24 protein-coding genes and 2 pseudogenes are annotated in these 23,046 nt (G+C 67.7%); 18 read left to right on the top strand and 8 right to left on the bottom strand.

The genetic code is table 11. From position 1 onward, the window contains the following. The 3 genes from IE255_RS36770 to IE255_RS36760 all read right to left on the bottom strand — a co-directional run. Window positions 1–141 (bottom strand): helix-turn-helix domain-containing protein (locus IE255_RS36770; RefSeq protein WP_190054773.1); only part of this gene is annotated, 141 nt, incomplete at its 3' end. A gap of 510 nt (window positions 142–651) precedes the next feature. Further along, window positions 652–1,107, bottom strand: coding sequence for a toll/interleukin-1 receptor domain-containing protein (locus tag IE255_RS36765; protein ID WP_190054764.1), 456 nt, complete (start codon window positions 1,105–1,107; stop codon window positions 652–654). Between the two features lie 109 nt (window positions 1,108–1,216). After that, a complete protein-coding gene (locus IE255_RS36760) occupies window positions 1,217–1,753 on the bottom strand; it encodes a pentapeptide repeat-containing protein (RefSeq protein ID WP_229906772.1) in 537 nt (178 codons plus the stop codon). A gap of 341 nt (window positions 1,754–2,094) precedes the next feature. Here IE255_RS36760 and IE255_RS36755 point away from each other — a divergent pair, with 341 nt between their 5' ends. Genes IE255_RS36755 through IE255_RS36745 form a run of 3 tightly spaced genes read left to right on the top strand, consistent with a single transcriptional unit; the run spans window position 2,095 to window position 3,238 of the window. Then, window positions 2,095–2,478, top strand: a complete 384-nt coding sequence (locus tag IE255_RS36755) for a TIR domain-containing protein (RefSeq protein WP_190054762.1) — start codon at window positions 2,095–2,097, stop codon at window positions 2,476–2,478. Further along, window positions 2,475–2,942, top strand: a complete 468-nt coding sequence (locus IE255_RS36750) for a RipA family octameric membrane protein (protein WP_190054761.1) — start codon at window positions 2,475–2,477, stop codon at window positions 2,940–2,942. Before IE255_RS36755 ends, IE255_RS36750 begins: the two co-directional genes overlap by 4 nt. Then, on the top strand, window positions 2,939–3,238 hold the full coding sequence (locus tag IE255_RS36745; RefSeq protein WP_190054760.1) for a DUF7701 domain-containing protein: 300 nt from the start codon (window positions 2,939–2,941) through the stop codon (window positions 3,236–3,238). The genes IE255_RS36750 and IE255_RS36745 overlap by 4 nt, the downstream gene beginning before the upstream one ends. 648 nt (window positions 3,239–3,886) lie before the next feature. Here IE255_RS36745 and IE255_RS36740 read toward each other — a convergent pair. After that, complete coding sequence (locus IE255_RS36740; RefSeq protein WP_190054759.1) at window positions 3,887–4,225, bottom strand: hypothetical protein; 339 nt, start codon at window positions 4,223–4,225, stop codon at window positions 3,887–3,889. Window positions 4,226–4,461: 236 nt separating this feature from the next. On the opposite strand from IE255_RS36740, the gene IE255_RS36735 reads away from it, so the two are divergent. After that, window positions 4,462–4,629, top strand: coding sequence for a hypothetical protein (locus IE255_RS36735; protein ID WP_190054758.1), 168 nt, complete (start codon window positions 4,462–4,464; stop codon window positions 4,627–4,629). 756 nt (window positions 4,630–5,385) lie between these two features. Here IE255_RS36735 and IE255_RS36730 read toward each other — a convergent pair. Both IE255_RS36730 and IE255_RS36725 read right to left on the bottom strand, forming a co-directional pair. Next, window positions 5,386–5,976, bottom strand: coding sequence for a DUF6415 family natural product biosynthesis protein (locus IE255_RS36730; protein WP_190054757.1), 591 nt, complete (start codon window positions 5,974–5,976; stop codon window positions 5,386–5,388). Next, window positions 5,973–6,179 (bottom strand): hypothetical protein, encoded by a 207-nt coding sequence (locus IE255_RS36725; protein WP_190054756.1) that lies wholly within the window; start codon window positions 6,177–6,179, stop codon window positions 5,973–5,975. The genes IE255_RS36730 and IE255_RS36725 overlap by 4 nt, the downstream gene beginning before the upstream one ends. A gap of 171 nt (window positions 6,180–6,350) precedes the next feature. Here IE255_RS36725 and IE255_RS36720 point away from each other — a divergent pair, with 171 nt between their 5' ends. The 7 genes and pseudogenes from IE255_RS36720 (at window position 6,351) to IE255_RS36695 (ending at window position 11,990) form a co-directional block, all read left to right on the top strand. Continuing rightward, on the top strand, window positions 6,351–7,088 hold the full coding sequence (locus tag IE255_RS36720) for a DUF6879 family protein (RefSeq protein WP_190054772.1): 738 nt from the start codon (window positions 6,351–6,353) through the stop codon (window positions 7,086–7,088). Between the two features lie 11 nt (window positions 7,089–7,099). Continuing rightward, entirely contained in the window at window positions 7,100–7,957 is an 858-nt protein-coding gene (locus IE255_RS36715; protein WP_190054755.1) for a helix-turn-helix domain-containing protein, read from the top strand. 46 nt (window positions 7,958–8,003) lie between these two features. Next, window positions 8,004–8,184, top strand: a pseudogene (locus IE255_RS39745) (hypothetical protein). 215 nt (window positions 8,185–8,399) lie between these two features. Then, a pseudogene (locus IE255_RS36710) lies at window positions 8,400–8,648 on the top strand (helix-turn-helix domain-containing protein); the annotation flags it as partial. Between the two features lie 643 nt (window positions 8,649–9,291). Then, entirely contained in the window at window positions 9,292–9,462 is a 171-nt protein-coding gene (locus tag IE255_RS36705; RefSeq protein ID WP_190054754.1) for a hypothetical protein, read from the top strand. 635 nt (window positions 9,463–10,097) lie between these two features. Further along, window positions 10,098–10,433 (top strand): deoxyxylulose-5-phosphate synthase, encoded by a 336-nt coding sequence (locus tag IE255_RS36700; protein ID WP_190054753.1) that lies wholly within the window; start codon window positions 10,098–10,100, stop codon window positions 10,431–10,433. A 528-nt stretch (window positions 10,434–10,961) separates the two neighbouring features. Beyond that, entirely contained in the window at window positions 10,962–11,990 is a 1,029-nt protein-coding gene (locus IE255_RS36695; RefSeq protein WP_190054752.1) for a hypothetical protein, read from the top strand. Between the two features lie 69 nt (window positions 11,991–12,059). Here the strand turns inward: IE255_RS36695 and IE255_RS36690 are convergent, their stop codons facing one another. Continuing rightward, window positions 12,060–13,157: a polysaccharide lyase family 7 protein gene (locus tag IE255_RS36690; RefSeq protein ID WP_229906770.1), complete on the bottom strand. Its 1,098-nt coding sequence runs from the start codon at window positions 13,155–13,157 to the stop codon at window positions 12,060–12,062. A gap of 187 nt (window positions 13,158–13,344) precedes the next feature. Here IE255_RS36690 and IE255_RS36685 point away from each other — a divergent pair, with 187 nt between their 5' ends. After that, window positions 13,345–14,625 carry a PQQ-binding-like beta-propeller repeat protein gene (locus IE255_RS36685; protein ID WP_190054751.1) on the top strand — a complete coding sequence of 427 codons (1,281 nt, stop codon included), beginning with the start codon at window positions 13,345–13,347 and terminating at the stop codon, window positions 14,623–14,625. 64 nt (window positions 14,626–14,689) lie between these two features. On the opposite strand, the gene IE255_RS36680 is transcribed toward IE255_RS36685, so the two are convergent. Continuing rightward, window positions 14,690–17,533 carry a DEAD/DEAH box helicase gene (locus IE255_RS36680; protein WP_372487624.1) on the bottom strand — a complete coding sequence of 948 codons (2,844 nt, stop codon included), beginning with the start codon at window positions 17,531–17,533 and terminating at the stop codon, window positions 14,690–14,692. Window positions 17,534–18,127: 594 nt separating this feature from the next. On the opposite strand from IE255_RS36680, the gene IE255_RS36675 reads away from it, so the two are divergent. The 6 genes from IE255_RS36675 (at window position 18,128) to IE255_RS36650 (ending at window position 22,921) form a co-directional block, all read left to right on the top strand. Then, window positions 18,128–18,421, top strand: coding sequence for a hypothetical protein (locus IE255_RS36675; RefSeq protein ID WP_190054749.1), 294 nt, complete (start codon window positions 18,128–18,130; stop codon window positions 18,419–18,421). A gap of 191 nt (window positions 18,422–18,612) precedes the next feature. Further along, window positions 18,613–19,200, top strand: a complete 588-nt coding sequence (locus IE255_RS36670; protein ID WP_190054748.1) for a carbonic anhydrase — start codon at window positions 18,613–18,615, stop codon at window positions 19,198–19,200. Between the two features lie 8 nt (window positions 19,201–19,208). Next, window positions 19,209–20,009 carry a YoaK family protein gene (locus IE255_RS36665; RefSeq protein WP_190054747.1) on the top strand — a complete coding sequence of 267 codons (801 nt, stop codon included), beginning with the start codon at window positions 19,209–19,211 and terminating at the stop codon, window positions 20,007–20,009. Window positions 20,010–20,299: 290 nt separating this feature from the next. Next, a complete protein-coding gene (locus IE255_RS36660) occupies window positions 20,300–20,767 on the top strand; it encodes a hypothetical protein (RefSeq protein WP_190054746.1) in 468 nt (155 codons plus the stop codon). Continuing rightward, window positions 20,754–22,235, top strand: a complete 1,482-nt coding sequence (locus IE255_RS36655; protein WP_190054745.1) for a sensor histidine kinase — start codon at window positions 20,754–20,756, stop codon at window positions 22,233–22,235. Before IE255_RS36660 ends, IE255_RS36655 begins: the two co-directional genes overlap by 14 nt. Continuing rightward, on the top strand, window positions 22,232–22,921 hold the full coding sequence (locus IE255_RS36650) for a response regulator transcription factor (RefSeq protein ID WP_190054744.1): 690 nt from the start codon (window positions 22,232–22,234) through the stop codon (window positions 22,919–22,921). The genes IE255_RS36655 and IE255_RS36650 overlap by 4 nt, the downstream gene beginning before the upstream one ends. Window positions 22,922–23,046: the final 125 nt, after the last annotated feature.

Genomic DNA, 23,046 nt, shown 5'->3' with positions numbered 1-23,046 from the left:
CTCATACCGGGACTTCCACCCGCTCACCGTCTGCCGCGACACCCCCAACGACGCGGCAATCTCCGTCACCGTCGAACCCGCCAGAACCGCAAGCACAGCCCGGTATCTCTGCTCGACAACCGACAACTCCACCAGCGCCAATCCCGGCCTCCCCACACGCACCGCAACGACGCGCACAGAAAAGCCGAACACGGCCACTGTCAACCATCAGCTGGGACCGAAGTGTCAAGCATCTACCGGGACCGGACAAGCCCCGGTCGACCGACTGAGTTACAACTTTCTCTACGGGTTCAAGGCCCGCGCACGGCGCGGGCGCGCGCCGCCTCTGCGGCGCGCCCTGCCTCCTGTCTGCGCCCCGGCTGGCCGCGCCCGGCGGCGCGCTCGGCGACTGCAGGCATGAAGTGGGAGACACCCTCTGTGGCTGGGGCGGTCGGCTCCACGGCTTTAGGCAGCCACTTTGGGGCGAGCCTCGAAGATCATGGCCCCAACGTCGTGCTTCAACGGGCAGGTCCATAGACTGCCCGACTCGCCGGAAGCTTATGGGGCCATGATCACTCGCCCCAAAGCAGCTCCAGCCCAAAGCCGCTCCACCGACCTATCGGGTGCACGCAACCGCTCAAGGGGGGTTCTTTGTTCGCGCGGAGAAGGCGACTATATCGCAGGGCGTACAGCTTTGAGTGCGTCCAATAGTCGCGCAACTGACGCATTGAACTCCGCTTCACCTTCCCGAGCTCGCCTGAAGTCACCAACTACGCGGCGATTTATTCTCTCAGCAAGCACAGGGTGCACTTCTTTCCATGCGGTGAGCACGTAGTCATCGAGCATGATTGGAAGTAGATAGGTAGCTCCGCCGTCGCGCGCCTCTCGGTCAAGGGTCTCTTGAATTTCATGAAGTACGCCGGCACGGTTTAGGGATGCCTCTGAGCAAATGAGGATGACTCGATCATGCTGATGCAGGCGACTGTAGATCTCGGTGTCAATCCTTTCGCCCAGAGTGGCCATTTCTGGAAAGAAGAAGGTGACTACGCCATGTTGCCGCAACACTTCATAGAGCTTCCTGGCGAACGCCTCATCCGGGCTACCGTAGCTAATAAAAGTGCTCTGCATCAGTCTCCTCGCCAAAGAATCCCCAAGTGCCCTGGCGCATTCGATCATGTACTCTGCGAACAAAGGCGGCACGCCACAATCAATCATGAATGACTTCAACCGAGGGTGCCTATACGACATAACCACTGCACGTGCGTCTATCTGGAGATGGACCTTCCTGGCGAATCGTCTTCGCTTCGCAAAATTCCGAGAGGTCTGTTGCACCAAGGTTAACGCTGCTCAGAGACACCTCTTCCAGGTCGGCGTGACGGAAGATCGCGCCACGAACGTCTGAGTTATTTAGACGGGCTCTTTTGAATGAAGCGCCTGTGCAATCTGCCTCATCGAGATGTGCGCCGGTGAAGTCTGCACCCTCGAAATCCACTCCCCTGAAGGTGGCTCCAATCAGATCCGTAACTACTAGTCGGGCATGCGTAAACCGAGCGTTTGTGAGATCGGCCCCTTTCAGTTGCGCGTGCAATAGATTTGCCCCCTCAAAGTTCGCACCACGCAACGAGGCGCCGTAAAATGTGACCCCTTCGAGATTTACACCTGAAAAGTCGACATTATCTAGCTGCGTGTTGCGAAAATTTCGCCGCCCACGTCGGTATTCTCTGATCACGTCGAGTGTAGAGCCTATATGTGAACTTCTACTTGCCCCCGCCATATCCCCTCCGAAGTCGCGCGGAGTAAACGCTACTCGCTCCAGACTCTCGATGCTGGGAGATACGGAAGGTTGCGGTGACTGAGGGCGAGTCTGGCGCATCTGCGAGGAGCCACACCGACCGCCTACCTCTGGCCAACCTTGCCTTCCCCATGCGTAAGGCGGCGAGCAGTCGAGTCTCATGACGGGGCAGCCGTGGTGCTGCTAAGCCTGTCGCACGTGCATGCGACAGGCCGAGGGCTGAGGCAGGGCTAGGGCTGCTCTCCTACCGCAGATGCGCAGACCGCTGTCAGTGTCTTCCTCTACGATGCGCGGTAGCATCTGTCGCTGCAGAAAGGATGCCGATGCCCAAGCGCGCCTTCGTCAGTTTCGATTACGACTATGACAAAACCCTGAAGGACTTCCTAATCGGGCAAGCCAAGAACCCTGACTCGCCATTTGAGATCCACGACTGGTCGATTAAAGAGGCATCCCCCGACTGGAAGGATAAGGCCCGCCTTAGGATCCGGGCGTCTGATGTTGTCATCGTCATCTGCGGCGAGCACACGGACGCCGCTGTCGGCGTGGGTATCGAAGTCAAGATCGCACAGGAAGAGAAGATTGACTACTTCCTGTTGAATGGATACAGCGGTCAGACCGGCAAGAAGCCAACGACTGCGAAATCGACCGACAAGATCTACAAGTGGACCTGGGAGAACCTCAAAAAGCTCGTCGGGGGGGCGCGGTGACAGCGCCGACAGAACCAAACGACCGGGAGGAAATTTTCGAACTCTACAAGCTAGCCGTAGAGATGGCAGACAGGGTCTCGGCGCGTAGGGGAACGGCCAATGCCTTCTTTCTGTCAGTCCAATCGGCTCTGGTTACCTTGGTCGGCTTTGGGATCCCTAAGCTTTCAGAGTCCCCCTGGTGGGTGTCGCTGGCCGTGACATTGGCGGGCGTCACTCTCTCTGCCACATGGTGGATGCAGCTTCGCAGCTATCGGGATCTTAACTCAGCCAAATTTGCGGTCATCAACAAGCTAGAGGAGTACCTACCGGCCCAGATCTTCGCTGACGAGTGGGAGGCCCTGAAGAGCGATCCAATCCCTAGCTGGCGCAAGCGCTACGCGGAGCTAGGGACCTCTGAGCGGATTGTGCCTCTGGTCTTCGCCCTAGCGCATCTCATCCTGTTTGTTGGCACACTGTCCGTGTGACCTACCTTGATCGACTAGCCCACCTGATCCGTTCCTGCCTCCCCTCAGATGTGGAGCCCCCTGCGGACTCGGACGACCTTTTTCGTATCTATGCCGTACTGCTACAGGCCAAGGGGGAGCAGGTCACGGACGAGGACGTCCACAATGCGTGGTGTGCGTGGATGCAGTCAGTGAACAGCAGCCACGACGCGCTGATCCCGTATGAAGACCTTGCGCCGGAGACGCGTGCCGAAGACGCCCCTTACGCCGAGGCCATCCGCGCAGCTGCCCGCGGACGTGGCCCGCAGAAGTGGTAGAGGCGGTAGCGCTGCGGAGGGGGCACACGCGGGCGTTCCAGGCCACCTAAGACGGTGATCATACGGCAGCACTACTGACGGTAACGACGGCGGACCGCAGTCGTACTCCGTGGTCCGACGTGGTGCTGGCGTAGGGCAATCGGACGCGCTCGCCGGGACATGGCCGCATCTCAGGGCCCACCTCTGGGCCGTCCCTGGGCCGTGCGAGGCTGACCAACGCCGACAGACGCCACCCACAGGTGACCGCCCCCACCCCGCTCCAGCCTGGGCACCCGCAGTTGATCTGCCACACTGGAAGGGTTATGCCTGCACCCGGAGAACTGAGCTGACGTGCTGCGACGCGCCACGGGTGAGTGTCTAACTGCGTGACAACGCCGACGAACACCAGCGGACGAGCGCGAACGTCTCCGGACTTTCGGCGCAGGTGAGTGGCCCACCGGCCCAAGGCAGCAGCCTCACCCAAGTTGCTTCGGGACGAAGCGGTCATGGGTTGAAATCCCGCCACCCCGCCAGAGAAATGCCAGCTCAGGTTCGGCCTACTCAGGTGAGTAGGCCGAACCTGAGGCGTTTGGTGGCTCCCTGGGAAAGATCGTGGGATCTTGCTCCCGTGCAACACTGCTTTCGTCCGACCTGATTCACCGGACAGCTCTAGGCAGCGCCAGCCTGCGCCTGCTCCAGCACACGGGTCTCGCGCTCGATGGTCGACCGGAAGGACTGCATGGGTGTCACGTCCCAGGTGACGTCGTGCCAGAAGGGCAGGCTGCTCAACAGTTGCCCGACCTCCTCACCCGACTCGGCCTCCAGGAAGAAGGCTCCAACCCGCTGTCCCGCGAAGATGCCGCCGGCCTTGACCGTCTCGCCCTTCTCCTCCCACTGTGCCAGCGTTTCGAGAGCCGGAAGGACTCGATCGTTGATGAGGGTGGGCATCCGGTCTTCGGGCAGTAGCGTGCCGGGTTCCGTGTACTTGCCGATTACGAGGAACTGCATCGGTGTGCTCCCTTAGAAGGTGCTCCAACCAGACTCTATTAGCGTCTCTCGGTCCTTTCGCCGCCGCACCTGGAGCATCGCAGGGCGGAAGCGCCCCGCCGACTCGATCGACGCGTCCTTGCGCGACGGCAGGATCGCAGACCCACGGTGGTAGGGAGGCAGGCCACCATGAGCCACCCCCGTCGACGTCACGTCGCCCGTGGGGCTCTGCAGGACGTCCACTAAGCCTCATGGCCGTGGCGGACATGCGATCGGCAGCGGTGCTGTACAGCGCGAAGTACAGCAACCACCGCGACCGCAGCCAACCGACAACACCCCCCGCCGGCTCCGCGACGAACAAAGCCGACTGGTTCTTCCGAGGGGAGCACGCCTACACGGAGCCCCACACCTGGTCGGAGCTGTAAGAAGCTAAGCCGCCTGTGCCCGCCAGCTGACATCAACAGCGGCAAACGGCGGCGCACAGAAGCGTCCCCAGCCGGATGGACGAACGACTACCGAGCCGCGTTTCGGCCCGCCGCGCGACACGGTGACCGAACTCCTAAAGCGGGTGTCGCAGGTTCGAATCCTGCCGGGGGCACCACGTCGAACAGGGCCAAGGCCCCGGAAACCCCAACTCAGTGAGGCCCGGGGCCCTTCTCGTGCCTCTATAGCCCACTCTCGCTACGGTCTGCCTACACCCTCATTTTCCGCAGGTGAGCCCAGACGGAGCAAGCCCGCTACCGACGTCAGCGCGAGCCGGTAATGGGAGCACAGGGCCCTACAGGCGCGTGCCGACGGCGATCGTCTCGTCGCCGGAGAGCCGCAGGATCGCCCGCAGGATGATCGGAAGTCGGCGGTCGTCCAGGGTCTGCACGGCGGCGAGGGTGACCACCCCGATCCCACCATCGACAGGACCAGCTCGAGGAAGTATCGCTGCCCCTTGTCGAGGCCGAGGCTGTACTGGTGACCTGCCAGCCCCTCGAAGTGGGCCATCTCGCCGTCGTCGGTGTCGCTGATCAGAGTGTGGCGTACGGCCGGCACCGACAGAATCGTCTGCTCCTCGATCAAGGCCTGGATGGCCGCGCGAGCGTGGGACGACTTCGCGGTGCGCAGCAGATGCTCGCCGAGTCGCTGAAACTCGTCTTCGGTGTCGGGCGGGCCGGGCTCAGCCTCGGGAGTGGTCACGCCGATGCCTCCGCAGGACGTCGGTGGCCGATACGAGCCCGCTCCCAAGCTTCCCGGTACTCGTCGTAGAGCCGATCGTGGGTCTCGCAGGGGAGGCCGAGGTTCGCGCCCTCGTCGTCCATGGCCCGGCAGGTCGGGCACTTCAGGCAGTGGTCCGCAAGGCGCACGAACGCGGCCTGCTCGGGCGTCTCGACCACGCCAGTGCTGACGGTCTCGTAGTGGTCGCACAGGGCGACCAGGACGCGGGCGAGCCTGCGGGCGTACATCGCCGTGCCAGCCTGCGGGGGGAACGCGACCTGGGGAGCGCGCAGCTTGCCGCGCGCCTCGCTGACGCAGCACAGGGCGCCGTGGCGGGTCACGGCATTCTCGGGCAGTCGCCTGGCCGCCTGCTCGACCTCGGGCGCCAGTACTTCGATGTGGCGGCGCAGCGTGTCGGTGAGCGCGGTCAGTTCGTCGTCTCGCAGGAGCGGGTACGGTCCCGAGTCGAACGCGAGCACTATCTGCGTGGTCTCGCGCATGACCGCGAGGTCGGGCGGGGGCGGATCCGTCATGGTGGCGCCCTGGGGGATCTGTCGCTTGGTGCTCATGTCGTCGGACTCCCTTGCTGGAGTGCGCGTGCCAGCCGCAGGGCCACGTCCGCGCGTACGCGCCCCAGCTCCACAAGGCGAAGGCTCGGCGATGCCGGGTCCACCGCGAGCGACGGCAGAACGACGCCGACTTGGTGGAGCGCCTCGCGGAGGGATTCCACGGCGGTGAAGGGGTCGAGGTCCTGTGCGGTTGCTTCGGCCATGTTCCAGACGGTAGGGGCTCGGAGTTGCTCGCAGCTCGCCAGGTTTCTTGAAGTTTCTTGACTGATTTGTGGAGTTGCGAGATGTTTCCCATGTGGGTCGCCCGGACCGCGTGTTCGTGATGTTGGCTCAGGGGAGGCTGGTGCCGCACCCCATCTCCGACGAAGGGACCGATCATGCGAAGGCTTCGCTTCAACGGCACGGGGTCAGGTGGCGGGGGCTGCCCGGCTGTGCACGAGGACCTCGACTCGGGCGAGGTCATCGTCCAGGGCCCGCCCCTCTCTCCGGAGGACCTCAGCCGGCTCCAGCACCTCGGCGAAGGCGAAATCGCCGTCGTAGTGCCCAGGAACACCCTCGTGGACTTCGGGCCGCGCGACGAGAAGCCGCGGCTCATCAACGCAGACGACGAGTTCGACCGACTCTTCTCCACGTTCCAGCACACGGCTTGGCGGCTGGAGACGAGGCGCCGGTACGCGAGCGACGAACAGACCTCCGAGTGGGCCCAGTTCACGAAAGGCCAGCGGATCGACTGGGACTACGACGACGCCTGGTGCCGCAATGTCCGGGAGCAGACCGCGCAGGGCAAGAGGTTCGAGCGGGTCCGCCTCGTCGACAACCCCGCCACCCCGGGCCAGCTGTACCTGCGCAGCAACGCCGCACGCAACTGCGCCGTCGGCGAGGACATCCGCAACCTCTCGCGCGCCCAGGCCGAGCAACTGCACCTGCCCGACGAGGACTTCTGGCTCTTCGACTCCCGCCTCGTGGCCCGACTCCTCTTCGATGAGGACGACAACCTGACCGGCGCCGAACTCATCACCGAGCCGGCCGCCGTGAACCGCTACTGCCAGGCCCGGGATGCAGCCTGGCACTATGCAGTCCCGTACGGAAAGTTCGAGATCAACGGCACATGACGTGAGGTCCGGTGAGTACTGACTACCAGCAGGCGCGCGAGGCACTGGGGCTGCAGCTCCGGGAACTGAGATTCACGTGCCCCGATGGTCGGCTCACCGGTGCCCAACTCGCCGAGCGGCTCGGGGAGGGCTGGACCAAGTCCAAAGTCAGCAAGCTGGAGAACGGCCGGCAGACCGCCACCGTGGAAGAACTCCGGGCGTGGGCGGACGCGACGGGGCACCCCGGGGCATACGACGGTCTGCTGGCCCAGCTGCGCGGCTTCGAGTCCCACATCCGGTCGTGGCGGCGGCAGCTGGCCTCCGGCCACCGGCCCGTCCAGGACGCCATCACCGCCGAACACAGCCGTACGCGGGTGCTGACGATCTGGGAGAACAACCTGATCCCCGGCATGCTCCAGACGGCCGACTACGCGCGCCACGTCATCACCCGGCACGCCAACCTCATGCAGTCACCGAGGGACACCGAGGAAGCGGTGCGCGCTCGCGTCCTCCGCCAGCAGGGCCTGTCCGAGCCGGGCCGGAAGTACCGGATCCTCATCTGGGAGGGGGCACTGCACGCGCTCGTCTGCCCGCCGACCGTGCTCGCCGCGCAGCTCGACCGCCTCGTAGGCCTCATCGGGCTGGACACGCTGGAGCTTGGCGTCGTCCCGTTCTCCGCCTCGCTGAAGATCTATGCGGGCAACGGGTTCTGGATCTACGACGAGCGGCGTGTGGTGGTCGAGGACTGGCATGCGGAGCTGTGGCTGGACGACGCCGACTCGATCGCGACGTACCTGCGGGTGTGGCGCACGCTGGAGGAGTCGGCGGTGTACGGGGTGGACGCGCAGAACGTCATCAGCCAGGTCCGGCGGACCATAAACCCACGGTGACGCACGCCCGGGTCGGTTGTCAGTCGTGCGCCGTAGGCTCTATGGCATGTCCCCCGACTCTCAGAGTCCTGGCTCCGTGCGGTCTGCTGCCGTGGTCAACGAAGAGATCCGTGCGCTCGTCGTGGCGTGCGGCGGCTGGCTCTACGGGGAGAAGCGCGCCCAGTACGAGCAGCTGGTCGCGGAGTGGGCTTGCCGCGATGCGAGACGAAGTCGTGGAGGCGGCCTAGGCGTACATCCTGCGCTGCGCGTACAAGGTCGCGGCCTGCGGAGAGTTCGGCTCCTCGCTCGGATCGGGGGCACCGTCGCGTCGGCACACCAAGGCGTCCGGGTCGTACGACGGCGCCCGCAGCGAGTAACCATCCGGGCACGACGGCCCCGGCTCTCCGTCTAAAACTGCCGATCATCGTTGACACCTGGGTCTCCGATCACTACGGAGATCCACATGCCGAAGTCCACCCCCGCTATCCCGCCGCTTGACCGTGAGGCCAAGCGGCGCCTGGCCGTCATACGCCACGTCGAAGAAGTCACAGGCAACGTCGCAATGTCCTGCCGGTACTTCGGGATCAGTCGACAGGCCCACTACACCTGGTACCGCCGCTACCAGGCCGAGGGCGTCGAAGGGCTGCACAGCCGCTCCAAGGCGCCCAAGCACAGCCCGAATGCGACCCACGTCGAGGTGGTTGGGAAGATCACCGCACGAATGTGCCGCAAGTGATCGCAGCTTCCCAAGCTGCGTCACCTTAGATACAGCGAAGGCCTTGATGCCGACAGCCGGCATCAAGGCCCTTCCGGTCGTCAGCTCAGACAGGAAGCAGCAGACCAGCTGCGGAACCTTCTGCGACCGCCGCAGCCACCATCAGAACGGCCTCAAGTGACTTTCGCATTTTGCTCATGGTGCTCTCCCTTCGAGTAGCGCGGGCAGTTGCGTTACCTGACGTAGTGCTCCCTAGGACCAGTGCAACGAACCTCAGTGCCAACGCGGCCGAAGCGAGTACGAGGAAGGGCGCAAGAGGAATCGAACCCCAAACTCCTGCCCCTAGTCTCAACTGACGACGCGCCGAGCATACATGGACCATTCCACCGCGAGTGCTCAAAGTGGGCCAACGCTCCTCTCCAGAACGGCCGTGCCAGACGCGTGCCAGGTCATGTGGGGAGCGAGGGGGAACAGCAGGTACCGAAGCGGTGGGCAGGCTGGGAGCCGAGGCGCTCCGCCGCAGGCCAACAGGGCAACCCCGCCGAAGCACTCAAGCTTCCCAAGCTGAGAGCGCGCCACGGTCGCTCCGGCCAAGTTAGCTCCGCCGACCGCTCTGTACTGTGCACGGTGAGGGGGCGACATGGTCGATCAGAACTGGGATGACGACACCGACTACCACCAAGCCGTGGGGCGGGCATGGGTCACCGTGGCAATCGCTTCTTGCTGCTCGCTGGTGGTTATCGGGTTCGTGGCCGTTGCTGTCTTCGGCCTGGGCATCTTCATGGCTCTCGTGGAAGCCCTCAGCGGATGACCCTGCTGCGGTACAGCAGCGAGGTACAGCACCCCAGCAACCGGCAGCGCCCCACGCCGCCCCTCATGGGCTTCCCGGCAGCCTGTATGACCATCAGCACCTCTGTCCGGCCGTCGCACCCGTCGACGACAGCCGCCGCAGCGTGTCCGGATCGCATTCCTCAAGCGGGTGTAGCGGGTTCGAATCCTGCCAGGGGCACAGAGAAACACCTGGTGAGAGGTCCTTCCGTCCGTCGGACCAGCTGGTCGACCGCTTGAAGGGGCCTGATGCGGGCTTCGCTGAAGCCTCGCGACCAGGGCTACCACGGGCAGCTGATCCTGAGCAGCGGTGATCGCGAGGAGATGGGCGAACTGAAGGACGTCCGTCGTGCTGCACGCGAGGCGGCCGCCGTCTCGGCTGGTAACCGAAGACCCACGTCGTCGACGCAAGACTCTTCGTGTATGACGACCGCGAGGTCCCAAGGAGATCAGCGAGCTGGCCGCCGGGGATGCTGCTGACGCCATCGACGCAGAACTCCGCGGCCGCGAGTAGAAGCACGTACGGTCGGCCGTCGCCGCCCCACCTTTGCTGAAGAGCCTGCGCAGCGTGCCGGAAATCCGTCGAGCCCGACCCTGCGGTGGCTCTACCCTTCCCGCATGGCCCATGGAAAGACCTCGTACGTCTGCCTGCCCTGCCGGGCCTCGTACAAGCAGCCCTACCCCGGCTACCACGAGCACGACCGGGTCTGTCCACGCTGCGCCGAACCACTGATCCACGTCGGCTCCGCCTTCGCGGCACCCAAGAGGCGGGACACCGCCGCCTGGCGCACTCTCTCCGTGCTGCTGCACGCCGGTGTGCGCTTCCACAAGGGCTGTTGCGGCGGCCCCGGCTACCGCCCACGCACCCTCAGCGAGGTGCGCGAGCGGATGGCCTACGCCCGGGCCACCGGAGAACCCTTCGCTCAGGCGTTGGTCCGCCGCGACCTGCCCTAGCAGCCCTGCGGCGCGGCGGAGCGTCGTCCGCTGCGCCTCGGCATCGGCCTTGCGGGCGAAGGACTTCGTCTTCGGCTTGCCGTCCGGTTCGTACCAGCGCACGCGGTAGCGCCCCGGTGGCGTACGCCTGCCCTCTTGGCCTCGAGGCCGGGACCGGTCCCAGCCCACCAGTGGTCGCATGTGCTGATGTCAGGGGTGCCCACCTGGTCAACCGACCGGGGTCGGCCTCACAGGTCACGGAACGCGGAGAGTCGGATGAGAAGTCCGGTACGTGCAAGTGTCATCGCTCTGGCTGCAGTGGCTCTGGTGGCCTCGTGTACCGGAGGCCCGGCGGGGGACGGCGGCAGTCCGGCGGCCTCCGGCTCGCCCACCCGGAAGGCCCTCGACCTCAGCGGTGATCCACGGGCCGCGGCGCCCTTGGCGTTCGACAGGAAGGCGGCCCATGTCCTGCCGACCGGCCCGAAGGGCTTCCCTCCCATCGCTTTGTACGGGCGTGCGGCCTGGCTCACGCACGCGTCCGGCCTGACGATGTACAACCTGGCGACGGGGAAGGCCGTCACCACCATCAAGACCCAGAACACGCCCACGTACGACCTGCCGGCGCCGCGCGATCTGAGCAAGAAGCAGGCCGAGATGGTACGCAGCCGCGTGTCGTTCCCTGTGCCGGTGCGGATCGGCGGGGTACCGGCCGTGGTCGCCGTCGTGCCGGTCCAGCTCGCCAAGCAGGGCAGCGGTTCGGCGCAGGCCGGGTTCGAGGTGATCGCCGCCCGGGCGGACAACGGCAAGCTGATCTGGCGTCTTCCCGTGGACATCTACGGTGACCCGGCCGGCAAGCTCGGCGCGATCCTGGTCGAGCCCGGGGACGGCGTGGTGACCGTCGCCTGGACGGAGGACGGCTACGTGACAGGCAGCTTCGCGGTCTCCCTGGACAAAGAGCCCCGCATGCTGTGGCAGCGTGCGGGCTTCTGGATGATCGGCGGATTCGGCGACGCCGTTGTGGGGTTCCGCGAAGAGCCGGACGAGGAATACTCGATGGCCGGTGTCGCGGCGGCCGACGGCCGTGACCTGTGGGCCAAGGGGGTGCCCGCCGGAGTCACCTGGGCGGTCAAATCGAACGACACGGCCTTGGCCAAACTCGACGACGACAGCGAGCAGGCGCAGCTGATCGAGATCGCGACCGGCGACTCCGTCGTGTCCAAGCGAGCCGGTCTGACCAAGCGCATGAGCTGCACTCACGGCGAGGGCGGCACCGTCCTGCTGTGCGCCTCGAAGCAGGACGGGGCGCTGGCCGTTGACAAAACCGGCAAGATCCTTTGGCGCCGGGCGGCGGGTGACCGCCCCGACGGCTGGAACGGCACCGTAGAAGCCGAGTTCAAGGATCTGTTCTACGTCAAGGGCAAAGCCGATAAAGTCGGCAAAGCCGGGGCATTCGTCGTCGACGGGCGTACCGGACGGACGGTCAGCGCCGACGCGGGAATCGTGCCCGATCGCGTCAACGCCTACGCCGCGCTGGTCTACACCGACACCGGCACAGAGGTCCACCTCGCCAAGCGCTGACCGACCGCCGGCTCACCCCACGACCGGTGGCGGGACTGACCCGCCACCGGTCCCTTCGCGCGGGGCGTCCTACACGGCGTCGGCGCCGACGTCCGTCGCGCTGAGCGGGGCCCGCGTGACCGTGGACGACGACCGCTCGTCGGCGCGGGCGTCGACGCCTCCGCTTCCCCCGTCGTCGCCGTCACCCTCGCCGTCGCCGTGCGTGACCTTCAGCCCGTAGATCTTCACCTGGCCGTAGTTGTCGTCGCTGCACGGCCGGGAGTTGTCGCAGTTGGCCTGGGTGTACGCGCCCGCCTTGAAGTAGGCGCCGGAGAACTCCTTCGACAGCGTGGTCTGCAACTCGCCGTTGTAGTAGGCCTTGACCTTGCCGTCGCCGACCACGAACTTCGCCTGGAACCTCGTCCCCAGCTCGTAGTCCGACGTCACCAGCTTGTGATGACTTTCGTCGCCGTCGGTGACGTAGAGTTTCCTGCCTTCCAGGCGGAAGACGCTGACGTCGTCGGAGGCGTCGTGGATCTGCCCGGCGACGACGTTCGGGGTCTCCTCGGGAAGGTCCGTGATGGCCTGGTCGATCACCATCGTGTGGGTGCCGGACGTGGACGACCAACTCGCCTTGGTCTCCCCCGAGTCCGTCATCTCCCGCAGCTCCGAGCGGGGATACTTGGAGCCGCTGGTGGTGACCCCGTTGACCGGGGCCCGGAACCGGACGGCCGCGCAGTCGTCGGCCGCGGTGAACCAGGGGTCGTTCGCGTACGTGGCGAGTTCCGGCTGGTAGACGTTGGTGGGGGACTCCTCCTTGCCCACGGGCAGCCCGATGTACCAGTTCGTCAGGTCCAGCACGTCGGCCGGGTACGCGCAGGAGCAACCACCACCGCCCTCGTCTCCGCCGCCGTCGGCCCCCTTGAGGTCGGTCTCGGTGATGCTGGTCCAGTCGTTGACCGTGTTGCCATGGCCGACGATCCGCACGTAGCGGGCCGAGGCGTCGGCGAAGTCGTGGTTCTGCTGCCCGAGTGTGCCGCCGCTGCTGATCTTTCGGGCCAGGACTGTCTTCCACGACGATCCGTCGTCGGACAACTGGACGTCGGGAACGTTGCCGTCATCGGCACTCGCCGTGACGCTCTTGACCTCCAGCGGAGAGGTGTCGGCCGATGCGACCGGGTGGAACACACCTGAGACTCCGACGGAGACCGCACCCACTAACAGCGCATGAAACATGCGTCTCATAGGGCCTCGCTTCGATTGTGGTCAATAACCGCGAGGCACTGTGTCAGTCCTGCGACGGGACCGGTCCCGCTCCGCCCGTGGTCGAATCCGCTGACTTCAGGAGTGCAGGTCACGGAACGCGGAGAGTCGGATGAGAAGTCCGGTACGTGCAAGTGTCATCGCCCTGGCCGCAGTGGCTCTGGTCGCCTCGTGTACCGGAAGCCCGGCGGACGGAGGCGGCAGTCCCGCGGCCACCGGCTCGCCCACCCGGAAGGCCCTCGACCTCAGCGGCGATCCACGGGCCGCGGCGCCCTTGACGTTCGACAGCAAGGCCGCCCATGTCCTGCCGACCGGCCTGGCGGACGACCCCACCATCGCTCTGTACGGCCGTGCGGCCTGGCTTGCGCACGCGTCCGGCGTGACGATGTACAACCTGGCCACGGGGAAGGCCGTCACCACCATCACGACCCGGAACACGCCCACGTACGACCTGCCGGCGCCGCGCGATCTGAGCAAGAAGCAGGCCGACATGATCAGCGAGCGCGTGTCGCACCCTGCGCCGGTGCGGATCGGCGGAGTACCGGCCATGCTCACCGTCGTGCCGGTCCAACTCGCCAAGCAGGGCAAGGGTTCGGCGCAGGCCGGGTTCGAGGTGATCGCCGCCCGGGCGGACAACGGCAAGCTGATCTGGCGGCTCCCCGTGGACATCTACGGCGAACCGGACGGCAAGCTCGGCGCGCTCCAGGTGGCGACCGGGGACGGCGTGGCGGCGGTCACCTGGACGGAGGACGACTACGCGCAGGGCACCTTCGCGGTCTCCCTGGACGACGAGCCCCGCATGGTGTGGCAGCGTGCGGGCTTCTGGAAGCTCGGCGGATCCAGCGACGCCCTGGTGGGTTTCCGCGATGACCCGGACCAGGAATACCCGTTGACCGGCGTCGCCCCGGCCGACGGCCGTGACCTGTGGTCCAAGAAGATGCCGCAGGGCACCCTCACGTCGATCAACGGCTCACCGTTCGCCAAGTTCGAACGGGACGGCAGCAAGCGGGCGCAGCTGATCGACGTCACGACCGGCGACTTCGTCCTGTCCGAGCGAGCCGGCCTGACCAGCCGCATGGAGTGCAGTCAAGGCGAGGGCGGCACCGTTGTGCTGTGCGCCTCGAAGCAGGACGGGGCGCTCGCCGTGGACAACGCCGGCAAGATCCTGTGGCGCCGGGCGGCGGGGGACGGCGCCAAGGACTGGGGCGCCACCTTGGAAGCCGACTTCAAGGATCTGTTCTACGCCAGAGGCAACCACGGAACACTCGTCGTTGACGGGCGTACCGGACGAACGGTCAGCGCCGACGCGGGAATCGTGCCCGATCGCGTCAACGCCTACGCCGCACTGGTCTACACCGACACCGGCACAGAGGTCCACCTCGCCGAGCGCTGACTGAACCCCTGGTGGGGAGGGTCGCCGTCGACCCTCCCCACAGCACCGGCCCCCCACCCACCGGTCAGGCGCGTATTGCCGCGTACGCTTCGAGCCATCCCGATGCGACATGGTCACCACGTGTGAAGACCGCGACTCCGGTGCGCCCCGTCGAAGGATCGTCCGGGTCGGCCGGCGGCAGGAGCAGAGTGGTCGTCCCGCCTTCCGAGATGTGGGGAGCGGTGGCTGCTCCGTCCCACACGCATATCACTGCTCCGGCCGGGGCAGTGACCCGAACCGCATGCCCCTCGAGGGCGAGGTGCACCTCGGTGGCCCGGTCCGCGAGGAGTCGGCGGTAACGGTCAGCGGGGAGAGCGCAGTCTCCCGGTGGCGTCGTGCCGCGCCAGTCGGGTGCGGTGATGTCGCGGTCACGGGCCGCGCGCCACATGCGGGGCACCAGCGTGGGAGCGAGCGGGGCCGTGGCCATCTGCTCGCACATCCACAGCAGCCGTCCGGCGCCGCGACGAGGCCCCAGGGAGCGCCAGCGGATTCGCTTGGAGAGGTCGCCGGCGACGACAGCCACCCAGGGGTGGACGGTCCCGAGCCGGCCCTGCGCGCCGAGCCAGGCCAGATAGCGCTCGGCTTCCTCCAGGATCCCGGTCATGGAGTCCACCGGGATGCCGAGGACGTAGGAGGGACGGCCGCGGAAGAGACGCGGACGGGTCGCCGCCAGCAGCAGTACGGCCCGGGCGAGGTCTCCGGCCCGCGGTCTGGCATCGCCCTCGTCCCGAACGGATTCCTCCGGCGGGCCCAACTCCCATGGATCGTCGAGTCCTTCGTCCTCCTCGCGCTCCATGTCACGCAGTGCTCGACGCAGCGCGCCACGGGCCCGGTCCGTGAAGGGCGCCTGTTCGAGCAGGGGAAGCCGGTCGCTGAGCACGGCCGCGAGCACGTGCTCCGCGGCGAAGGGCCCTTCGGGCACGGGGACGTGGTTGAGCACTGCGGCCAATTCGTCGGCGAGCACGGTGTCGACCATGAAGCGGCTGGTCAACTGCCCCAGAGGGCTGGGCTGCAGACGGTTCGCGTCCGCCGTGCGGCGCAGGCAGCCCGACGTGGTGAGAAACCGCGCCGCCTCGTGCACGGGCTCGAGACTGTCGTGTCCCTGATGCGCGGCGAAGGTCCCGGCCCACCATTGCTCCGCCTCGTCAAGGGTCGACAGCCTCTCCTGCACGGCCTCGGCGAGGAGGTGGTCCGCCAGGTGGTCGTCCAGGCGCGACCGCACGGTGTATCCGGCGGCCAGCCGGGCCTGCCAGTGGGGCCGTTCCGTCGGGTCGGTGAGCAGAAAGGCCCAGCCCTCACGCTCTCCGGCGCCGATACGGCCGGCGCGTCCGAACATCTGCTGCACCATGGACACCTCGATGCGCTCCAGGCCGATGGTGGTGTCGCTGACGATCACCGCGCGGGCGGGCAGGTTCACGCCGGCCGCGACCGTGGAGGTGGCTACCAGGATCTCCGCCTCGCGGGCCCGGAACGCCTGCTCGGCATCCCGTTTGCAGGGCCAGTCCCGATAGTGGATCCGTACCCCCGCCTTGGTGCACAGCCGCTCCACCGCTTCGACGTCGTCGGCGTCCACCCCCGTGGTGGGCACGCCCCGGTCGGCCGCCAGCGCGAGCGCCGTGGACCGCACCCGGCGTTTGCTGCCGCAGAAGACGAGCACGCTGCCGCCGTCCTCGGTGACCTGCCGTGCGATGCGCACGGCCGCCGCGGTCCGCACGCTGGCCCGTCCCGACCAGTCCGCCTCGTCGACCGGGTGCAGGATGGGCAGCTGCCACGTGAGCCGTGTGGGCCGCCAGGTGGTGCGGACCACACGGGCTCCCAGCCACTCGGCGACCTCGTCCGCGTTGGCGACCGTCGCGGACAGGCCGACGATGCGGGTGGCCGAGGTGTCCTCCCGGACCCGGCTGAGCAGTGCCTCGAGCACGGCTCCGCGGGTCGGGTCGCCGAGCAGGTGGATCTCGTCGACGACCAGGCAGGCGACCTCCGCGAGCGCGTCGTGCAGTGATCCGGCACGGCAGATGGCCTCGAATTTCTCGGTGGTGGCGACCCACACCTCGGCCGACCGGATCAACTCCGTGTCCACGGCCGCCTCGCCGGTCAGGCGGACCACCTTCAGGCCATGGCGCCGCCAGAGCGCCAGCTCGCGGTCGAGTTCGTCGGTCAGCGAACGCTGCGGCACCAGCCACGCCGCCTTGCGGCCACGCGCGTGCGCGTGGAGCGCCGCGACCATCCCGATCGGGGTCTTTCCCGCCCCCGTCGGCGCCACGACCACGAGATGCCCGGTGTCCTCGAGGACCACCGGAACGGCCACGGCCTGCATCGGGTTGAACGAGGGGTGCGGCAGCAGCGGAACCCAGTCCTCCGGTACCAGCTTCCCGACCGGCACGTGGCTGTCCGCATCGGTCTCCGGCAGTTCCTCCAGCGCGTCCCACTGGGCGGCGAACGCGTCCCGGGCCGCCACCGCCCAGGGCCCGGCCGCCGGGGCGGCATCCTCCGGACCGGCGACAAGCAGCTCCGTACGCTCCCCAACGTCGTTCACCGTGCCGACCTGCCCGGTCTCCTCCCAGTAACGGCTGACGCGATACGGGACGTCCCGCGCCTCCAGCCACGCCCGCAGCTCCTCGTACTCCGGCCCCTCGGGCAGGATCACCCGCACGTCCTCGGCCGCCGCGAGCGCCGCCTCGGCCGGCCGCCACCGCGGATCGGCCGTCATGCACCACAACAAGGCGCGCCGCTCGACCTGTTCGGTGACCGGAAGGTCGTCCGGCCACACCGGACGGCTGCTCTCCCGCGCCTCGGTACGCGGCTGCGCCGGGATCCGGATCGCGGTGACGGTGGCTCCCGGGCCGTCCGGACACGGCCCGAGCGGCATCACTGCCGGACGGGCCCTCGGCGCGTCCTGCCGGCGATCCGCGCCGGCCAGTTGCTCGTACCGCTGCACCCCGAGGTCCGCGAGGGTGAAGGCAGCCGAGCAGGCGGGACAGACGAGCGCCGTGTACTCGTAGGACCGACCATGTGACTCATACGGCCTGCGCAAGGAGTGCAGTACACCACCGCACGCCGGACAACTGCGAGCGACCGCCTCCCCGTACCTCCACCCCGGCTCCTCGAACCGCGTCGGAGGCTGCCCGCCCAGTGCGACTCCCCACCGTCGCCGTGCCAGCTCGGCGACGGTTTCGCCACCACCAGCCTCGTTACCGTGCATGACTGAACTGTGGCATCCCGTGATCACGACCCGCAGGCGGTTGCGCAGGCTCGTCAGTCTCGACTGACCCCTGGCGTCCGGCTCCGCGCCCCCGGTCGGCACGGAGGCGGCCGTATGTCTCGCGGATGAGAAACATGAGAACACCACATTCGCGACTTCTCCTTGGCTTCCGCTGAGGTTCGTCCCGGCTCGTCAGCATGGCGGTGCGCCGTCCTCCACCGGTCGGCCGGATTCCGCTCACCACTCCGCCCGGGAGGCGAGATGCCGCTGAACCGCAGAGAACTGCCGAGCCGATCGGCGCTGGCCGCCGCCGGAGTCATGCTCATCGGCAGTGTGGACGTGCTGCTCACGGCGCCCGGAGCCGTTACCGGCACGGCCGCGACCGGCGGCGCCGTCGGCTACGGCCCGCTGGTCCCCGACCCGAAGGGCATCCGCGCCCTGCCCGAGGGCTTCTCCTACCGGATCCCGACTGGTGCGTTCGCGGCCGGCGGCGACGATGACGACGCCGTGACCCCGCTGGTGAACAACCACGCTGCCCCACACGGTCGGCGCTGAGGCCCGCCCACCACCGTTCCGCAACGCCGTGTGCCCGTGTGCGCCACGCGGTCCGCTCCGAGTTCCACCCCCCACACCGTTCCGCAATGCCGTGTGTCCGTGTGCGCCACACGGCAATCGACGCTGCCCCCGCGCGTCTGGCAAACCCTCAAAGAACTACGCGCTGCTCTTGCGCGCTGGAGACGATCGACATGAAGAAGTTCATCGACAACGCACGCTCCTTCCGGGAGGCCGCTGCCGGGTCCGAGGAGTTCGCGGCCCTGGCGAAGGGCCAGTCTCCTGAGGTCCTGTTCATCACCTGCTCCGACTCCCGCGTCCTCCCGATGCTGATCACCGGTGCCCGCCCCGGCGAGATCTTCGAGTTGCAGACCGCGGGCAACGTCGTTCCCGACTACGGGTGGGAGCAGCCGTCCGGTGAGGCCGCCACCATCGAGTACGCGGTGGAGGTGCTCGGCGTGTCCCACATCGTCGTCTGCGGCCACTCGCACTGTGGCGCTGTCGGTGCCGTCGTCCGCGGCGACGACCTCTCCGCGGTGCCCGCGGTGCGTGCCTGGCTCGCGCATGCGGCCGCCAAGCCGGAGGGAGCGCACGACGACCCCGCCGTGGCAGAGGCCGTGCAGAACCACGTCCTCGCGCAGCTTGCCCGGCTGCGCTCCTTCCCGGGAATCGCCCGGCGCCTGGAGGAGGGCCGGATCCAGCTGCACGCCTGGTTCTACGAGGTCCACACCGGCACGGTGCTGACCCACGACCCGCAGACCGACTCCTACAACGCTCTGTGAGGGCCGACATGAACATGACGGATACCGGCACGAAGGTGACCAAGGCCGCCGAGCGGAAGGTGACCAAGGCCGCCGAGACTACGGATGATGCTTCACTGAAGTGGTTCCTGGTGATCGCCGCCGCGGTGTTGTCCGCGGTCGCCGGGTTCGTGAACTCGGTGTTCCTCACATCGTTGACCCTCCCGGTCAGTCACGTGACGGGATCGGTGTCCAAGGCCAGCATGGACGTGACCGTCGGCAATCTCGGTGAGCTGAGGACTCTGGCAGCGATCCTGGTCGCCTTCTTCGCTGGTGCGATCGGGGCTGGTGCCCTGCTCGGTTCCCAGACTCGGAGGATCGGCCGTCGCTACGGAGTGGCCCTGCTGGTGGAGTCCGTTCTGCTGGGCCTGTCTCCGCTGGTGGCCACCGGACAGCAGAACCTGCTGTGCGCGATGATCTTGGCCGCCGGTGCGTGCGGGCTGCAGAACGGGATGTTCTCCAACTACCGCGGCATGGTGCTGCGCACCAGCCACATGACCGGAACGTTGACTGATCTCGGCGTCCTGATCGGATGCCGCGGTTACCGCAACGGGCAGGCGTGGAGGGGCGTGCTGCTGGCCAGCACCCTGGTGGCTTTCGCGGGCGGCGGCGTGGTCGGTGCATATGGGGCGAACATGGCCGCCCTGCACGCGCTGTGGATACCGGCGCTGTGCTGCGCACTGCTCGGCGGGTGGTATGTGCGCTACCGCCACCGCCAGCATGTCGCACAAGCCCGTCAACGGCCTGTTCGTTCTTCCCTCGGGACCCCCACTGGGCCGAGCACGCCGTAGGGGCCGGCCTCTGGGCGCCAGTGGGCCACGATCCCGGCCTCGGCGAGGGAGCCGACGGCGGGGTGGGGCAAGGGGGCGGCGCCCTACGGGGTGCCACCCCCGCACAGGCTGTGGCGCCCTACAGGGTGCCGCCCCCACACAGGCCGTGCGCGGCTCACACACAAAGTTCAAGAGCAGGTAATGCGCTCAGCGGGCCGCCGCCGGGCCCCGCTGGTACCTCTTCAGGCCTGGCCCCATGCCGGAAGGCCCACCAGCCGCTTGTCCCAGGGCACCGAGGAGGTCGTACCCACGTGACCCGCAGCCAGCGTCTCGCCGCTCTCGCGGCCGGCGCGCTCCTGCTCGTCGGAATTCCCGTCTCCGGTGCCCATCAGAGGCCGCCTCCGGATCTCGGTGAGCCCGTAGTCGTCGAGCGCACCGGACCCGGACCCGGACCCGCGAGGAGTTCCGTACCGTCTCCGGACAGCCGCGCGACGGAGCGGACCCCGACCAGGTCACCGACCCACGGCGCGACGACGCCCTCGGAGGAGTACGCCGGCGAGGACGCCGTCCCCCCGGCCGGTGCGGAGCAGCCGAACGACACCGACCCGGAACAGACGGACACGGCACAGCCCGTGCCCCCGAAGTCCCCCGTCCCCGCCGGGGAGTCGTCCGACGACGATCCGACGCCCACCTACAGCCCCGCCGCATCGGCCACCTCCCGGACGCCGAGCACGCCGGCGGACGACGGAGACGACGATGACACCGGTGGGGACGACTGAGTCCGAAGCGCCGCAGCAGGCCGTCGGCAGGTTCGGGCACCACCCGCTCCGGTCGATCCGCGTGCGCCTGCTCGGGCGGATGCTGGTGCTGGTCGGACTGACGCTGGCGAGCCTCACGGTTGCGGAATCGTTCATCCTCACGGCTCGCCTGAACGAACGCGTCGACCGCGAGCTCGCCCACGACGTAGCCGCGTTCCGCTCCTTCGCGGCCAAGAGCGCAGGCGGTTCGGGGCCGGCCCCGGGCGGAGTCCGCGCACTCTTCGTCTCCTATCTGGAGGGCTCTATACCGGAACACGGCCAGACCCTGATCACCCTGGTGGACGGAGAGCCGTACCGCCGCTCCGCCGAGGAGCCGCTGGCCCGCCTGGACACCGACCGCGCGCTGATGCGCCGGGCCGCCGCGGTCCGCTCACCCTGCTACGGGAGTACGAAGAGCACGGCGGGCTCCGTGCGGTTCGTGGCCGTGCCCGTCGCGGTGGCGGGCGACTCCGCACGAGGCGTGCTCATCATCGCCCACTTCACCCAGCAGGAACGCAGCCACATCAACGAGTCGATCCGCACCCAGATCTATCTCGGCCTCGGCGCCATGCTGCTCTCCGCGTGCGTCGGCTGGATCTTCGCGACCCGTATCGTCGCTCCGCTGCGGGTCCTGCGGGACACGGCCCGCTCGATCCACGAGTCGGACATCACCCGCCGTATCCCCGTCCACGACAAGGACGAGATCGGACAACTGGCAGGCACCTTCAACGACATGCTCGACCGCCTGGACGACGCCTTCACCACCAAGCGGCAGTTCATGAACGACGTGGGCCACGAACTGCGCACCCCTATCACCATCGTGCTCAGCCAGTTGGAGACCCTCCCCGACGAACCCGAGGCCCGCTCCCAGACGGTCGCCGTCATCACCGACGAACTGCACCGCATGCACCGCATGGCGGAGGAACTCCTCATGCTGGCCAAGGCCCGCCGCCCGGACGCCCTGCGCCCCGAGGACCTCAGCATCTCCGAACTGATCGAGGAGGTGTACGTCAAGGCCGCCGCGCTGGCCGAACGCCGCTGGCTTCTCGACTTCGAGGAGAACCCGCACCGCGACACCCTCCACGCCGACCGTCATCTCCTCACCCAGGCCATGATCCAGCTCGCCCAGAACGCCGCTCAGCACACCGAGGCACACGGCCGTATCTGGATCGGCGGCCGGGCCGGGGCCGACAGGGTCGAACTGTGGGTCAAGGACACCGGCCCCGGCATTCGACTCGCGGATCAGCAACGCATCTTCGAGCGATTCGCCCGCGCCGAGGAGAGCCGCGGCAGAACCGGAGCGGGCCTCGGACTCGCCATCGTCAAAGCCATCGCCGAAGCGCATCACGGCGAGATCCAGGTGGACAGCGCCCCGGGCCAGGGGGCGACCTTCACGCTTCGCATCCCGTACGTCACACATGCCCTGAACGGCGGCCCCAGGAAACCATGAGCCAGAGCAGACAGCCCCGCCGCCGCCTCCTCATCGCCGAGGACGAGGCCCACATCGCCTCCTACCTCTCGGAACGCTTCACCACCCACGGCTTCCGCACCACCGTCGTCAGCGACGGGGAGACGGCCCGCCGCGCGGCCATGTCCGGCGGATACGACCTCATGATCCTGGACATCGGCCTGCCCGGCGAGGACGGTTTCACCGTGGTCGCCCGCCTCCGCGCGGCGTCCAGCGCCCTCCCGGTCATCATCCTCAGCGCCCGGGACACCGTCGCGGACACGGTGTACGGCCTGGAGGGCGGCGCCGACGACTACCTGACCAAGCCGTTCAGCTTCGAGGAACTCCTCGCCCGGGTCCGCCTGCGCCTGCGCCTGCGCGAGGCCGACAGCTCCGTCCTGCGGCGTGCGGGAATCGCCCTGGAGACCCGCACCCGCCAGGCCTACGCCGACGGCCGGATCATCCAGCTCAGCGCCCGGGAGGCGGCCCTGCTGGAACACCTCATGCGCAACGCCGGCAGCGTGCTCAGCCGGGAGGACCTGCTGTCCGACGTCTGGGGCTACGAGGCCTCGGAGGGCTCCAACGTCGTGGACGTATACGTCCGTTACCTCCGCCGCAAGCTGGGCGCGTCGAGGATCGTGACGGTGCGGGGGCAGGGCTACCGGCTGGAGGGCGACGAACTGGCGTGACGGGGCGAGGCGGCGCGGAACCCTGCTGCGGGCCTGTAATCCCCCCGTTCCGTGAACCGGGTTGCGCGGGCCACGGCCACGGTCAGCTACGAACGCAGCCCCCAAGCCCGCCCGCAGCCCCACCC

This window comes from Streptomyces lomondensis (genome assembly GCF_014651035.1).
GTDB classification, from domain to species: domain Bacteria; phylum Actinomycetota; class Actinomycetes; order Streptomycetales; family Streptomycetaceae; genus Streptomyces; species Streptomyces lomondensis.
This window is presented reverse-complemented; position numbering and strand designations above follow the sequence as displayed.